This is a genomic window from Candidatus Accumulibacter contiguus (genome assembly GCF_012940005.1).
Classification (GTDB): domain Bacteria; phylum Pseudomonadota; class Gammaproteobacteria; order Burkholderiales; family Rhodocyclaceae; genus Accumulibacter; species Accumulibacter contiguus.
This window is the reverse complement of record NZ_SPMX01000020.1, coordinates 1-15,041: the sequence shown is the minus strand read 5'-3', so window position 1 is coordinate 15,041 and position 15,041 is coordinate 1. Positions and strand designations below refer to the sequence as shown.

Sequence of the window (15,041 nt, the reverse complement as noted above, 5' to 3'; positions counted from 1 at the left end):
CGTCATCTGCGTGCCGACCGGAGAAGTAGCTCGCTATGACGAGCTTAAGCGATAGGGTTCTTCGAAATCGAGGAAGTCTTTTTCGGCCAGGGCGCCATCGACCCACGCTTGCACGCCCGGCAAGGCACACACGCGCTCCATGTACGCAGCCACGTCCAGCGCCACGGGCAAGAAATAGGTTTTCAGTCGCATCACCACCGGGGCGAAGTAGGCATCGGCAATCGAGAAATCGCCAAATAGCATCGGCCCGCCGGACGCGCGCAGCAGCTCACTCCACATGCGAACGATACGTTTCACATCGGCACGCACGGCCGGCTGGTCACGCCAGACGAGCTGACCGGTTTCGCGGAGTGATGCCTCGATGTTCATGGGACAGTTGGAGCGCAAGCCTGTAAAACCGGAATGCATTTCGGCACACACGCTGCGGGCCTGCGCCCGTGCCGCCACATCTCGCGGCCACAAAGCCTTTTCCGGAAACTTCTCGGCCAGGTACTCGGCAATCGCCAGGGTATCCCAGACTACCAGTCCGTTGACCACGTCCGTGTCCACCAGGACCGGCACCTTGCCCGTGGGACTGATGGCATCGATGATCTGCCTGAAGTTTGAACCGGCAGCGAAGGAGTCGAAGCGCACGACGACTTCTTCGCAGGCGATGTCTGCCTGCTTGATGAGCACCCCGGTGCGCATCGACCACGAAGAGTAGTTTTTGTTGCCAATGAACAGCTTGAGCATGGTCACTTCCTGACGGGTTGAAGGTTTGCGGGCTCAAGGGCTTGCCCCTTTGAGCGGCCATCTTACTACGCGCACGGCCCTGGTTCATCGGTTTTCCGAGTGCTGTTGACGCCTGCAGGGTGATGGGCTGCTCGGCCGAGGCGGTTGAAGGCGATGATCGGGGTCAGGTCGGGCCGCTGCTGTCACCGCCACGCCCGGCCAGGAAAGCCTGAGCCTCCTCTCGGCGCTCGAAGACGTGGGGAGCGATGCTGCGCGCGGAAAAGGCCTCGCCCAGCTTGGCGCGCAGGAAGGCACTGGTGGCGTAGCGGGTGATCTGACTGAAATAATTGGCGAGAAAGTAGCGGTCCATTTCGGCATAGGCGTCGTACATGTCCTGATTGATCCGAAACCGGTCGTAATTGATGATCACGCCGACCCGCTTGCCGGCTGCCCGGCAGCGCAGCTCGCAAATGTCCCAGATCGCCTGCACGTCCTCGACCACCCGGACATGCATGCCCTCGAAGTTGAGGAACAGGATGTTGCGCTCGGGATCGTAAATGACCCGTTCCGGCAACGACAGGTTGAGCAGTTCAGCCTCCAGACCCATCGGGTTGGCGTTGAAGATGCGGGCATCCATCTCGCCGTATTCTCCGACGATCGGCGCGAAGTCCATGTTCGGCAGGATGTCCCGGTCTACGTCGATGCCCGGCGCCACCTCGATCAGCGCCAGCCCGCCCCGGACCCGGCGGAATACGCAGCGTTCGGTGACGTAATAGACCGGTTTGTCGCGATCATAGGCATACTGGCCATTGAAGGTGATTTGCCCGACCTGCTTGAGGAACTTGCGCTGCCGGCCCTCCTCGACGATCCGCAGCTTGCCGTCATCGACCTCGACCCGCAGGCCATTGCCGGTGAAGGTGCCGACGAACACCACGAGGCGAGCATTCTGGCTGATGTTGATGAAACCGCCGGCGCCGGTCAGGCGACCGCCGAAGCGGCTGACGTTGACGTTGCCGGCAGCATCGCACTCGGCCATGCCAAGACAAGCCATGTCGAGGCCGCCACCATCGTAGAAGTCGAACTGCTGATTCTCGTCGATCACCGCATCCATGTTGACCCCGGTCCCGAAGTCACCTCCGGTCGATGGAATCCCGCCGATCAGGCCGGATTCCACGGTCAGCGTCAGCAGGTGCGAGATCCGCTCCTCCTTGGCGACCGTCGCCACGCCTTCGGGCATGCCGACCCCCAGATTGATGATGCCGTTGGGCGGCAATTCGAAAGCGGCACGACGGGCGATGATCTTGCGCTCGGTCAGCGGTGTCGACACCAGGCTGGCCTGGGGAACCCGGAACTCGCCGGCGTAGGCGGCGTTGTACTGGGTCGCCAGGGTCTGCATGTGCTGGGCCGGTTCAGCCACGACCACGCAATCGACCAGAATCCCTGGAATCTTGATTTGCCGCGGCGGTAGCCCGCTACGCTCGGCAATTCGTTCGACCTGGGCGATCACGATGCCGTTACTGTTCTTGGCTGCCATCGCCATGGCGAGGTTGTTGAGGGTCAGTGCTTCGCGCTCCATCGATATATTGCCGAAGGTATCGGCGGTGGTGCCACGCACGAAGGCAACATTGACGCTGCCGACCTTGTAGAACAGCCACTCTTCGCCGGCGACTTCGACCAGACTGACGATGTCCCTGGTAGTGGCGGCATTGACCCGGCCGCCATCGTAGCGCGGATCGACGAAGGTATGCAGTCCGACCTTGGAGAACGAACCGGGTTTGCCGGCGGCCAGATCCCGGAACAACTGACAGATGATGCCCTGGGGCAGGTTATAGGCCTGGATGCGGTTGCCCAGTGCCAGTTGCCCCACCTTCGGCATGCGTCCCCAATGGCCCGCCACTACCCGGCGCAGCAAGCCTGCATGGCCCAGGTGATTGAGTCCCAGGGCCTTGCCGTCGCCCTGGCCGGCGGCGGCGAACAAGGTCAGGTTCTTTGGGCTGCCGGTGTCGAGGAAGCGGCGCTCCAGCGCCGACAGCAACGCCTCGGCGAAGCCGGTCTGGACGAACCCGGTACTGGCCAGGGTATCGCCATCCCGAATCAGGGCGATGGCTTCGTCGGCAGTAACGATCTTGCTGCGCATGCTGGTTTCCTCTCGCTGATGTTCCCGATGTCCGGCCGCCGGACCGAGCGATCAAAGAATCATTGCGGCGGCAGCTGCTGGGTCAGCGCCGCCCTCGACCCGATCAGGTCTGGCTGCTTGACAGATCGAGTTTACATCTATTGACTGATTGATTGACACGCCGTGTTCGGCAGTGATCGAACTTGACATTCTGCCAGGTGGCAGCTCAATCCAGAGGATTTACTCATGAAACTCCCGATACTTCGCAACATCATAGCTGCCGCACTGACGGTGGGCGCCCAGCTTCTTGCCGCTGCACCAGCCGTGGGGACCCTCGAAACCGTGGCCGAATTACCCATTCGCCCTGGCAATGTCTCCGCCACAGTCGACGGACGGGTGTTTGCCACGGTGCACCCGCTGGGTGTCCCTTCCGGCCTGCAATTGATCGAGATCACCGGGCCAGATTCCTTCCGTCCCTGGCCATCGGCAGAACTGCAAAGTAATGCGTCCAATCGCGGCGATAGCCGCATTGATGCACCCTTGGGGATCACCCAGGACGGCAAGGGGCGCCTGTGGATCACCGATATGGGCCTGAACATTGGCAAGAGCCGGCTGTGGGGCTTTGACATCGCGACAGGAAAACTGCTTAAGCGCATCGATCTGCCGAGCACGGTAGCGCCAAAGGACAGTTTCATCCAGGATCTCGTGGTGGATGCCGAGCGCGGTTGGATCTATCTGTCGGATATCAACAATCCTGCCCTGCTGGCCCTGCGCATCGACGATGGCCAGATTCGGCGTTTCCAGGGGCATTCCAGCCTGCAGGCAGAAGATGGCGTGGAAATGCGGGTTGGTGGCAAGCCGACCCTGTTCGACGGAAAGCCGGCAAAAGTCGGCGTCAATCCGATTGGCCTGTCGGCTGATGGTGAAACGCTGTTCTTTGGCGCGATGTCCGGAACCCACTGGTATGCCGTACCCACCCGCTTGTTGCGGGAAGGAAGTGATGCCGATGTCGCTGCCGCCATTCGAATGATTGGACGCAAGCCGCTTTCCGATGGCGCCACCACCGATGCGGCAGGTAACCACTTCTTTACCAATCTCAACGAGAATGGCATCGATTGGCTCAATTCCCGCGGAGAGCTGCAGCCGCTGGTTCGCAATCCCCTGCTGAACTGGCCGGACAGCGTACAGTTTGGCGCAGAAAGCTGGCTCTATATTTCAGTCAACCAGTTGCACAAGACTCAGGCCTTTACCGGCGCATGCGATCAGGGAACGCCGCCCTACCGCATCCTGCGTGTCTGGACCGGAACGGCCGGCGCAGTACGACGCTGATGATTCCCGAACTCGCAACCTGGTTGCCGCGGCGGCTCGGCTACTGAAGAGGCAGCGATCGCTTCAGCCGATAAGCGCCGCCGCGTGATGATGCAGGTGATCGTCGATGAAACTGGCGATGAAGTAGTAGCTGTGGTCGTAGCCCGGATGCAGGCGCAGGCGCAAGGGATGGCCGGCGGCGACACAGGCCTGGCGCAGCTTCTCGGGTTGCAACTGCGTGCTGAAAAATACGTCGGCTTCGCCCTGATCGACCAGCAGAGGCAGGCGTTCCTCTGCCCCGGCGATCAGTTCGCAGACATCCCAGGCTCGCCATGCCACACGATCTTCGCCAAGATAGCGTGCAAACGCCTTCTGCCCCCAGGGGCTGGCGAGCGCGTGGCTGATCGGCGCGAATGCGGACAGCGAGCGGTAACGGCCGGGGTTGCGCAGCGCGCAGACCAGCGCGCCGTGGCCGCCCATCGAATGGCCACTGATGCCGCGGCACGCGTTGACCGGCAGATTCGCCTCGACCAGCTCCGGCAATTCGTGGACGACGTAGTCGTGCATCCGGTAGTGTTCCGCCCAAGGCGCCTGCGTGGCATTCAAGTAGAAACCGGCGCCGTGACCGAAATCCCAGGCGCCGTCCGGATCGCCCGGTACCCCGGGGCCACGCGGACTGGTATCGGGTGCGATCAGGGCGATCCCGAGTTCGGCGGCGGCGCGCATTGCGCCGGCTTTCTGCATGAAGTTCTCATCGCTGCAGGTCAGCCCCGAAAGCCAGTACAACGCCGGCACGCTGCCGCTGGTCACCTGTGGCGGCAGATAGACGGCAAACACCATCTCGCAGCGCAGCACCTGCGAACGATGGCGGTAACGCCGGTGCCAGCCACCGAAACAGCGATTGGCTGCGATCTCTTCAAGCACTCGCGAAGCTCCGGTCGTCTCAGAAAAGAATCACCGAACGGATGCTCTTCCCGGCATGCATCAGATCGAAAGCCAGGTTGATGTCTTCGAGTCCCATGGTATGGGTGATGAAGGTGTCGAGCGGAATCTCGCCGCGCTGCGCACGCTCGACGTAACTCGGCAGCTCGCTACGGCCGCGCACACCACCGAAAGCCGAACCGCGCCACACCCGCCCGGTCACCAGCTGGAAAGGTCGCGTCGAAATCTCTTCGCCGGCACCGGCCACGCCGATGATCACCGACTCGCCCCAGCCCTTGTGACAGCACTCGAGCGCTGCACGCATCACGTTCACGTTGCCGATGCATTCGAAGGAGTAGTCAACACCGCCGTCGCAGAGATCGACGATCACTTCCTGGATCGGCCGGTCGTAATCGGCCGGATTGATGCAGTCGGTAGCGCCGAGTTGCCGAGCGATGGCGAACTTGGCCGGATTGGTGTCAATGGCGATGATCCGCTCCGCCTTCGCCATGACCGCGCCGATCACCACCGAAAGACCGATGCCACCGAGGCCGAAAATGGCGACGCTCGCCCCTGGCTCGACCCTGGCGGTATTGATCACCGCGCCGATGCCGGTGGTCACCCCGCAGCCGAGCAGACAAACCTTCTCCAGCGGCGCATCCCTGGCGATCTTCGCCAGCGAGATTTCCGGCAACACCGTGTACTCGGAGAAGGTCGAGGTGCCCATGTAATGAAAGATCGGCTTGCCGTTTCTTGAAAAGCGGCTGCTGCCATCGGGCATCAGGCCTTTCCCCTGGGTGGCGCGAATCGCCTGGCAGAGATTGGTCTTGCCTGACCTGCAGAACTTGCACACGCCGCACTCGGGTGTATACAGCGGGATGACGTGGTCGCCGACGGCCACCGAAGTCACTCCCGCACCGATGGCCTCGACGATGCCGCCGCCCTCGTGCCCGAGAATGCTCGGGAAAATCCCTTCCGGATCGGCACCCGAAAGCGTGAACGCATCAGTATGGCAGACGCCGCTGGCGACGATGCGTACCAGCGCCTCACCCTGGCGCGGCGGTGCGACATCGACGTCTGTGACTTCCAGCGGTGCGTTTGCGGCCCAGGCAACGGCAGCGCGTGCTTTGATCATCGGTGACTCTCCTCGAGATCAGTGAAAATCCCCCGGCTTCAGACGGGCCAGGCGGAACACCTCGATCCCCTCTTCCAGCAGCGCCTCGACCTCCTCGGCGCTGGCTTCGCCGCGAATCGAGCGCGCCGGCGCCTCGACATAGTGAATTCGTCTCGCTTCATCGGCAAAGTCGGCGCCGACATCCTCGCAACTGGCGAGCAGCATTTCGCTCAATTGCCGGAAAGCGGCGAGCGCGCCGGCACGCATGTCGATCGCCGCGGTGGATGTTGGCAGCGGCGGCTGCGCCGAAACCGTCGCGGCGGCTGCCGGTAGCGTCAAATGTACCGCCGAGGGCACCCGGCGAATCTCCGGCGAAGCGCAGTGCGGACAAGCGATCAAGCCCCTGGCGAGTTGGCTGTCGAAATCCTCGCGCGACTGAAACCAGCCTTCGAATCGATGGTTGTGCTGGCAGGCAAGGTCAAAAATGATCATCGGGAAGCAGGGCAGGAAGCACGCAGTGGAAGACAGGGGTGGTACCCGGAGCCGGGGTCGAACCGGCACAGCCGCAAGGCCGAGGGATTTTAAGTCCCTTGTGTCTACCTATTCCACCATCCGGGCGCAAGCTTTTTCAATCGGTTACTACCGTTTTTTACTTCAGCAGAGGCCCGCAGGCTGCACCATCTTCCTGCGCAGTTGTACAAAATATGCACAACTTACATGGCTTCGGCTTGCCTGCATGATACCAGACGAGAGAATGTCCTGATAAAGTGATTGAACGTACCGTGCTGCCAAAGAAGATGCCGAGATGCCTCGGGTGTATGATGCCACCTCCTGTGTTAATCCATGACTGAACTCCTCCCTACGAAAGGAATCGCGCCATGACCGAAACCTCCCCCCCCATACCACTGCGCGGCATCATTGGTGAACCGCGCAAAGGCAAGATCGGTGTTCTGGTCGAAGAACACTTCGACATGACCGAGTTTCGCCTTTTCAACGAGTTGTTCCCGAAGCACGGCTATCAGGTGGTCTATCTCTCCCACTTGTGGGGCAATCCTGCCCTCACTTTCGGTTCCAATCCCGATGCCGGCTGGGTGGAAGAACACGTGCTGGTGGAAACCGAGATCGCGGCCGCGGACCCGTCGGATTACAAGGGCATCATCATCATCGGAGCCTACGCCAGCGACCGCCTGCGTTACCAGGTCACTCCCCGCAAGGGGGAACCGAATCAGGCCCCGGCGGTGGTCTTCATCCGCCGGGCGCTTGCCGCCAGCCATCTGAAGATCGGCACGATCTGCCACAGCTTGTGGCTGCTGTGCGCCGACCGCGCGCTGCTGCAGGGCCGCCAGGTCACTTGCGCCCACAACATCGTTTGTGACGTCGAAAACGCTGGCGCGGAAGTGATCTATGGTCCAGAAGGCACCGTCGACCTGGTCATCGATGGCAACCTGATCACCGGCAAACATCCGGGGATTACCGACCAGTTCATCACCACTTTCCTGACCGAAATCGAGAAAGGGGACTGAGCCTGTGCTGGTACCCCCAGGCTCGCGCACTTTCTCATCGGCGGCGGCCGGGACGGCTCTGGCAACAGGACGGCTCGCCGCGTCGATGGTCTCAGCGAAGGTAATGAATGATTCCGCCAATCTCGGTCGCGGAGAACTACGACCAGTATTTTGCCAGCCGGCTGTATGACCGGCGCTACCCGCGGCCGAACCCTTCGAGCCTGGCCATCATTATCGGCGAGATCGACGCACTGGGTAAGCGGGTTCTCGACGTCGGCTGCGGCAATGGCCGCTATGCCGAAACCCTGCTTGCGCGCACCGACGCGACGATCGTCGCCTGCGACATCAGCAGAGAAGCGATTGACGAGTTGACTTCCCGATGTTTCGAACACGTCGCATCGGGCCGCTTGTGTCCCTTGCTTGGCGATCCAACGGTGGTGGCCGACAGCATTGGCCGGAGCGAGAAGTTCGACCTGGCGATCATGGTGTTTGGCGTACTCGGTCACATCTATCCCCGCTCACTGCGTCGGGCGACGCTCACGACCATCCACTCCCTGCTCCGACCGGGAGGACGGATCGTCGTCACGGTGCCGAACGCCGCGCGCCGATTTTCCAGGCAACAGGCGTCTTCGCAAAGTCTGGTAGAGCAGGGACATCTCGAGGCCGGCGACATACTGTACGAACGAACTGCGCATGACCGCGCGGTAAAGATGTACTACCACCTGTACTCTCTCCAGGAGTTCGAGCAGGAACTCGAACAACAGGGATTCCGCCTGATTCGCCTGACTGCCGAGAGTATTCTGCCGGAGAGCGGCATCGTCAGGTCGCGCCTGCTGCGCGCGATCGACCGCTTCCTGGCAAGGATCCTGCCGCTGCGCCATGCTTACGGTTTTCTCGCGGTGGCCGAGGCGGTCAGCGAGTCGAAGCAGGGCGAGGATTTGCCTCAGCCATCCGACTTCAGCCAGCCGGCATAAGGCAGGCGATGGACAGCCGCTCGGGATTTCGTGCCGTCTGCTTGCTGGTGCTGATCGCCATCCTGGTTGGCCGGGAAGCGCAGGCCGACCGGCTCGATCTGATCCAGAAGCGCGGGACCTTGATCGTCGGTGTCAAATCCGATTATCCACCGTTCGGTATGCGGGACACCCACGGCCGCCTGGTCGGCTTCGAGCCCGATCTTGCTGCTGAACTTGCCCGCCGCCTGGGCGTCAGCTTGCAACTGCTGGCCGTCACTTCGACCAACCGCCTGCAGCGGCTCGAGGAAGGCGCTGTTGACGTGGTCATCGCCACACTGGGCGACAGCCCGCAGCGCAGACAGATTGCCACCCTGGTCGAACCCGGTTATTACGCCAGCGGCGCAACGGTGGTCGCGCCGCCCACCCCCCGGCTGTCGAGCTGGATGGACCTGCGTGGCAAAAAAGTATGTGCCACCCAGGGCGCTTACTTCAATCGACCGATGGCCCAACGCTTCCTTCTCGATCTGCAGATCTTCAACGGCACGCGCGACGCCCGCCTGGCGCTGCGAGATGGACGCTGCGTCGCCTGGCTGTACGATGATACCAGCATCGCCGGTCTGCTGGCCGACCCGGAATCGGCGAACTACCAGACGCCGTTGCCTTCGATGATGATCTCGCCATGGGCCATCGCCCTGTCCGCCAAAGAGCAAGGATCCCGACTCGAGCAGATGATCTCCGGAATGGTCGCCGACTGGCACCGTAGCGGCTGGCTGATCGAAATGGAAAAGCGCTGGGGAATCAAGCCGAGCCATTATCTGCTGGAGATGCGCGACCTCTGGAGCAGGCGCAATCCCGACGGAGGCCTCCTCTGTACACGGCTCGACAATGGCCAGTGGCCAGCAGCGTGCCGTCACAAGTTGCTCCTGAGATCTGATGAGGTTGGCGGCATCGAGCATCTGGGCCTGCTGCTCAAGGAACAGACGGGGCTCAACGTGACCATCATCCACGATGCCTACGATCGCACATTATTCCTGCAAGGCCTCTGGATCACGCTGCAACTGATGGCCGCGTGCATATCCGGCAGCCTGATCGTGGGCTGCCTCGGTGCTTTGGCGGCAGAGTCTGGCCTCCCTGGCATGCGCGCTGGTGTGCGGCTGTCGGCTGCTCTTGGCCGAATGACACCGCCGCTGTTGCTGATCTACCTGGTTTTTTTTCGGCGTCGGCCACATCATCGTCAGTCGTTTCGGCTGGACTTTCGACGGCGCTTCGATCGTCATCGTCTGTCTTTCGACCTATACCGGCTGCGCCATCGTGTCCGCCCTGCTCGAAGCAGTCTCCGTACTCAGGGAGCAGAAACCAGGCTTCCGGCTCGGCTGGCGGGAGCTGCCGCAGGCGCTACGCCTGGCCTACGCAGCGGTAGTCGCTTCGCTGGTGAACGTCGTGAAAGCGACCGGTATGGCGAGCGTCATCGCCGTACCGGAACTGGTTTCGGCCGCCACCGCCATCGTTGCCGAACAAGGCAATCCCGAGGTGATGATGAATGTGCTGATGATCACCTACTTCCTGTTGGTGACCACTGTCGTCCAGATCTTCAACTATCTGGAACAGAGGATTCCGAATCTTGGCCAGCACTGAAATCGCTGCCCTGTTGCTGACATGGACACCGTTTTTGGCCGGCGGCTTCGCCTGGAACATCGTGGTCTCGCTGGTGGCGATGGTCATCGGTACGATCTTCGGTGCGGCCCTGGCATGGCTGCGCCTATCCGGGCGCACGCCGCTGGCGCACGCGAGCCTCGTCGTCACCGAACTGACACGCAACATCCCCACTTTTGTCTTCCTCTTCTACCTGGCATTCCTGATTCCGACCGAGTTCGAATTGACCGGGCAGATCTACGCCTTTCCAGTCTGGCTCAAGGCATCGCTGGCGCTCTCCGTGGCAGTCATCGGGTTCGTCTCGGACAACCTGTTCGTTGCCCTGCAGCACAGGAAGCGTCGGAATCATGCGGCGGCATTGCTGTTCATTCCGAGCTGGACCACTTACCTGCTGATCATCGTCATGGCATCGAGCACTGCTTCGGTGATCGGCGTCGGAGAAATCGTTTCACGCTGCAATATCGTCATCGCCGCGGTCGGCGATGAAACGATGCTTTGGGTTTATACTTACGCCATCTGCTACTTCCTGGTCTTTTGCTTTCCACTCAACTGGGCAATGGGTTGCGCAAGAAAACGCTTGCTGGCCCGTGTCGGCGTGCCAGCGCCGTAAGCGGTCGGCGACTTAGGGGAAACCATTGATACAGACCATCGCAATCCTTCGCCACTGCCTGCCGGGCATGACTGTAGCCGCGCTGCTGGCGTTCGCTCTGCAGGGATCGGCATGCGCCGAGTCGGCTCTCGACCGCATCAGGAACACCGGCATCCTCAACGCGGGAACCCGTGCAGATGCCATGCCGTTCGCTTACCGGTTGCAGCAGGCGGGAGAAAAGGAAGAAAGGCTGGCCGGTTTCTCGGTTGACCTGATCGAACAGATTCGCAAGAAGCTCTCGGAAAAATTCGGTCGCGAAATCGAGACCCGGCTGCAGATCACCAAGGCCAGCGACCGCCTGGCATTGGTCGCCAGCCACGCCATCGACATCGAGTGCGGCATCACTACGCCCACCTGGGAGCGCCAGAAATTGGTCGATTTCTCGATTCCGTTCTTCGGCAACGGCACCCGTGTCATGGTCCTGCGCAAAACCGCCAAGGGCTTCGACGATCTGCGCGGCAAACGTATCGGCGTCGCCGCCGGCACGACGACCGCAGCCATTCTCAAACAGCACGTGCCGGATGCGATTGTGGTCGAAGTACCCGACATGGCTACCGGCTTCAGGATGTTCGCCACGGGAGAACTCGACGGATTGTCCAACGTCGGCATCGTGCTCCGTGCTCTGGTCGAGAAGAGTCCGCTCAAGAGCAAGGTCACCTTGCTGCCGCGCACCGAGGCGCTGTCCTACGAATCGATGGCCTGCAGCCTGCCTCTCGACGACTCGAAATGGCGCGCCTTCGTGAATGAGGTACTGGCCGACCTCCTGGACGGCATCGACCAGTACCGGGGGGGTTATTTCGAGATCTACGACAAATGGTTCGGACCACGCGGGATCGTCTATTTCCCGCTTGACTATACCATCGCCCAGAAGCTGTCCGCCTCGATCATCTGGCTGAAGTAGGGTCGTCACGATGACGCTGCGCCGCCGGCTATTCCTCTTTGTCAGCACCCTCATCGCCATTGGCCTGCCGAGCGTCGGCGTGGTGTTCGCCTATGTCTCCTGGCTCTCCGTTCTGGAACGAACCGAACGCGACGGCATCCTGATCGCCCAGACCCTCGCCCAGTCCGTCACTTTCATCCAGCAAGTGCCAACGGCCCTGGAGCAGATCATTGACAAGAACGTGCTCACCCAGGCGGATATCGTTGCACAGCTGACCCACCTGGCACAGCAGAAGAAGACCTCTGCGCTGGAGATCAATCGGGCTCTGCGAACCATCGCCGTCCGCAACGGGATTCCGGAGGTATGGGTGACCGATGCCAGCGGTAAGCCGCTCTTCTGGTCGCTCGACGACCTCGACGCGTCCATTGCCCTTGACTCGGGGCTGACTCTGCAACCGGAATTCAAGCCGCTACTGCAAGGGCAGCAATACAGCCTATCCACCGACCTGAAGTACCGCACGATTGACCACCGCGAATTGTACTACGGCGCAGTGACGATGCCGGATCGGAGCGGCGGCATGACTCTGATCGCCCATCGGCCAAACCTTGCCAACAGCATCATCCAGAACGTCGGCCTGAAGAGGATGGTAGACAGCGTTCTCTCGGGGGCACTGATCGACGCCATCTGGATATTCAATGAAAATCTCGAAGCATTGGCCGTCAGTTCGGTCACAGGCATCGACGGGACTGCCGCGCTGGGCGATGGACAGCGTGCCTTCATCGAGACGGTGCTCAATACCAGCACACCCGCTTCCTATTTCGAAAACAAGGCGTTGTTCCGGCACGCGCTCTTGTACGTTGCCGCGCCAACCTTTGGCGCGGATGGCTTGCCAAACGGGGCAGCGCTGATGCGCCTGCCGGTCAACATGGAAGCGGAGCTGTATTTGCTCCTGACCATCGGTGGCGGGGTGACCGTGGTCATGCTGTTGCTGGGAATGGCTCTGGCCCTGCCTTTTCTCAACCGCATCGTCCGACCGCTGGCGCGCCTGACCGTACAGACCCATCGCCTGGTTGCGCACCACTTCGACCCGGATCAGGAGATGCATGCGGAGCTGCTCAAGGTGTCGGAGAACCGCAAGGATGAAGTCGGATACCTGGGGAACGCCCTGTACTCGATGGTCACTACGCTCAAAACTCATATCGCGGACCTCAAGGCAACGACTGCCGCCAAGGAGCGGATCGAAGGCGAGATGTCTGCGGCCCGCGCCATCCAGATGGGCATGCTGCCGCGCAGTTTCGGGTTACCGGCGCCTGGCGCCCGCTTCGACCTGCACGCTGTGCTCGAACCGGCCAAAGCGGTAGGTGGCGATCTGTTCGATTTCTTTCCGCTCGACGAGCATCGGCTATTCTTTCTGATCGGTGACGTGTCCGACAAGGGGGTGGCCGCCGCGCTGTTCATGGCAGTGACCAAGACGCTGTTCGCTGTCGAGGCGAAGCGCGACTCCGCATCGGTCGGCAGCATCATGGAACGGGTCAACCACAGCCTCTGCGAGAGCAATCCCGAAGGCATGTTCGTCACTGTCTTCGCCGGCATTCTCGACCTGCGAACCGGGGAAATCAGCTGTAGCGACGGCGGCCACGAGCTGCCTTTCCTGCTGCGGCGCGACGGCGGCGCGGCAATCATCGAAAAGAAGAAGGGGGGGCTGGTTCTGGGCTTCGTTGCCGAATCCGTTTACCGCAATGACCTCATCCAGTTGCAGCCTGGCGAAGGACTGGTGATCTACACCGACGGCGTCACCGAAGCGATGAACGGCGAGCACGAGCTGTTCAACGCGACACGTCTGGGCGACAGCCTGGCCGCGATCCCGCCTGCCTGTTCTGCACGCACGATCATCGACAGCGTGATGTTCGCAGTCCGCGCTTTCGTCGGTACGCATCCGCAAAGCGATGACATTACCCTGCTGGCGCTACGCTGGCATGGCCCTTCCGGCACCGGGCTTCCCTCTGCTGAGTAGGGCGCCGCGCGCCAGCGATGCCGCAGGCGAGCGGGCCGGATGCGCGAACGGAAAGTACGCCAGACCACTCTGGCTAGGTGCTCGCCACCACCTGAGGCAGAGCGATGATGCGTGGCGGGTGTCGGATCTGCTCGAGAAATCTCAGCAGATCGTGCGTGGCGATCGCGGTGGTGCGGTCATTTCGGAGCGGGTGGCAGTTGAGGACATCGCTGTCCAGCAGCTGCTGCTCAAGGACCACGCAGACGCGACCATGCACGTCGTTGATCGCGGCGAAAGGCGAGACGGCCCCCGGAACGACGCCGAGGATTTGCCCCAATTCCTCCTCGCTGGCAAACGAGAAGCGCGGCGCCTGCAACAGGCACGCCGCGACCCGTAGATCGACACGGGTCTGTTCCAGCGCCACCAATAACCAGTACCCGGCCTTCTTGTCCCTCAGGAACAGGCTCTTGGCGTGCCCTCCCGCAAGGTTTCCGCGCAGGCGTTTGCTATCTTCAAGCGTGCGCAGTGGCGGATGCTCGACGGTCGTGGTGACGATGTCCAACTCGGCAAGCATGGTCATCAGATGTTGGCTATCGGCAAGGGTCATTGCGAGTCCTCGGCATACCGCTTCTCGTCGTCATGGGGCCGCTCACCCACCTGCCCGGATCGAACCAGATCATGATTTATGAAAACAATTCCGCGCGGCAAAAAATCGGCAAGTAACAGTTGACCGCCTCTGAAGATTGCAGCTAACCTAGCACCATGATTCGGAGGAAACAACAACCAACAACCAACACCCAATATCGGGCTTCCCACTTAAGCCGGGACAATCTCTAACTTCAATGGGTTATGCACAACCCGGTGGCGGGACTTCCTCGGTAAGGGAAGTTCCCCCATCTGGTTGAGCAGCCAATCGAAAAGATCAGGGAAAGAGGTGCTAAACAGACGTTCGGCTGCGATAGTGCCGTCACTACGTCTCACCCCATAGTTGTGGATAACCGTTAGCGCAGCCAGGCGGCATTTCGTCAGACCTCGCCCGTTATGATACAACTGGGACAAGCGGCCATTGCGCCCTTCGACGGCGGAGGAGCTGCGATGGAACTGTCGCACCATCCATTCCCCCCATTCTAGCCAGCGCTGCAACTCACTCTCGGAGAATCCCGAATGGAACGGGTCTGCTTTCCAGGCCTCTAATGCTCGCTGCCAAGCCTCCTGATACCGTTTCCGGTGAACCCTGTTTT

At 61.3% G+C, this 15,041-nt stretch carries 14 protein-coding genes and 1 tRNA gene; 7 read left to right on the top strand and 8 right to left on the bottom strand.

Annotated features, from left to right (window positions below):
- Positions 1-33: 33 nt before the first annotated feature.
- Positions 34-732, bottom strand: coding sequence for a glutathione S-transferase family protein (locus tag E4Q08_RS08935; RefSeq protein ID WP_169070131.1), 699 nt, complete (start codon positions 730-732; stop codon positions 34-36).
- Positions 733-895: 163 nt separating this feature from the next.
- Positions 896-2,848, bottom strand: a complete 1,953-nt coding sequence (locus tag E4Q08_RS08930; RefSeq protein WP_169070130.1) for an acyl CoA:acetate/3-ketoacid CoA transferase — start codon at positions 2,846-2,848, stop codon at positions 896-898.
- A gap of 225 nt (positions 2,849-3,073) precedes the next feature.
- Between E4Q08_RS08930 and E4Q08_RS08925 the strand changes: the two genes are divergently transcribed.
- The gene (locus E4Q08_RS08925) at positions 3,074-4,156 is read left to right on the top strand and encodes an L-dopachrome tautomerase-related protein (RefSeq protein ID WP_169070129.1); all 1,083 of its coding nucleotides are present in this window, start codon (positions 3,074-3,076) and stop codon (positions 4,154-4,156) included.
- Positions 4,157-4,219: 63 nt separating this feature from the next.
- On the opposite strand, the gene fghA is transcribed toward E4Q08_RS08925, so the two are convergent.
- The 4 genes from fghA to E4Q08_RS08905 form a co-directional block, all read right to left on the bottom strand.
- Positions 4,220-5,059 carry an S-formylglutathione hydrolase gene (gene fghA, locus E4Q08_RS08920; RefSeq protein ID WP_034910679.1) on the bottom strand — a complete coding sequence of 280 codons (840 nt, stop codon included), beginning with the start codon at positions 5,057-5,059 and terminating at the stop codon, positions 4,220-4,222.
- A 19-nt stretch (positions 5,060-5,078) separates the two neighbouring features.
- Positions 5,079-6,191: an S-(hydroxymethyl)glutathione dehydrogenase/class III alcohol dehydrogenase gene (locus E4Q08_RS08915; RefSeq protein WP_034910678.1), complete on the bottom strand. Its 1,113-nt coding sequence runs from the start codon at positions 6,189-6,191 to the stop codon at positions 5,079-5,081.
- An 18-nt stretch (positions 6,192-6,209) separates the two neighbouring features.
- Positions 6,210-6,662: a DUF1178 family protein gene (locus E4Q08_RS08910; protein WP_034910702.1), complete on the bottom strand. Its 453-nt coding sequence runs from the start codon at positions 6,660-6,662 to the stop codon at positions 6,210-6,212.
- A 39-nt stretch (positions 6,663-6,701) separates the two neighbouring features.
- A tRNA-Leu gene (locus E4Q08_RS08905) sits at positions 6,702-6,788 on the bottom strand.
- A 260-nt stretch (positions 6,789-7,048) separates the two neighbouring features.
- On the opposite strand from E4Q08_RS08905, the gene E4Q08_RS08900 reads away from it, so the two are divergent.
- The 6 genes from E4Q08_RS08900 (at position 7,049) to E4Q08_RS08875 (ending at position 13,821) form a co-directional block, all read left to right on the top strand.
- Positions 7,049-7,693, top strand: a complete 645-nt coding sequence (locus tag E4Q08_RS08900; RefSeq protein ID WP_169070128.1) for a DJ-1/PfpI family protein — start codon at positions 7,049-7,051, stop codon at positions 7,691-7,693.
- A gap of 107 nt (positions 7,694-7,800) precedes the next feature.
- Entirely contained in the window at positions 7,801-8,646 is an 846-nt protein-coding gene (locus E4Q08_RS08895) for a class I SAM-dependent methyltransferase (RefSeq protein ID WP_034908530.1), read from the top strand.
- A gap of 8 nt (positions 8,647-8,654) precedes the next feature.
- Positions 8,655-10,280, top strand: a complete 1,626-nt coding sequence (locus tag E4Q08_RS08890; protein WP_169070127.1) for a transporter substrate-binding domain-containing protein — start codon at positions 8,655-8,657, stop codon at positions 10,278-10,280.
- Positions 10,247-10,888 carry an ABC transporter permease subunit gene (locus tag E4Q08_RS08885; protein ID WP_169070126.1) on the top strand — a complete coding sequence of 214 codons (642 nt, stop codon included), beginning with the start codon at positions 10,247-10,249 and terminating at the stop codon, positions 10,886-10,888. The genes E4Q08_RS08890 and E4Q08_RS08885 overlap by 34 nt, the downstream gene beginning before the upstream one ends.
- A gap of 25 nt (positions 10,889-10,913) precedes the next feature.
- On the top strand, positions 10,914-11,828 hold the full coding sequence (locus E4Q08_RS08880; RefSeq protein ID WP_169070125.1) for an amino acid ABC transporter substrate-binding protein: 915 nt from the start codon (positions 10,914-10,916) through the stop codon (positions 11,826-11,828).
- Between the two features lie 10 nt (positions 11,829-11,838).
- Positions 11,839-13,821: a PP2C family protein-serine/threonine phosphatase gene (locus tag E4Q08_RS08875; protein WP_169070124.1), complete on the top strand. Its 1,983-nt coding sequence runs from the start codon at positions 11,839-11,841 to the stop codon at positions 13,819-13,821.
- A 73-nt stretch (positions 13,822-13,894) separates the two neighbouring features.
- On the opposite strand, the gene E4Q08_RS08870 is transcribed toward E4Q08_RS08875, so the two are convergent.
- Positions 13,895-14,407 carry a prolyl-tRNA synthetase associated domain-containing protein gene (locus tag E4Q08_RS08870; protein ID WP_169070123.1) on the bottom strand — a complete coding sequence of 171 codons (513 nt, stop codon included), beginning with the start codon at positions 14,405-14,407 and terminating at the stop codon, positions 13,895-13,897.
- A 209-nt stretch (positions 14,408-14,616) separates the two neighbouring features.
- A partial coding sequence (locus tag E4Q08_RS24565) for a DUF6399 domain-containing protein (RefSeq protein WP_248594796.1) occupies positions 14,617-15,041 on the bottom strand: 425 nt, incomplete at its 5' end.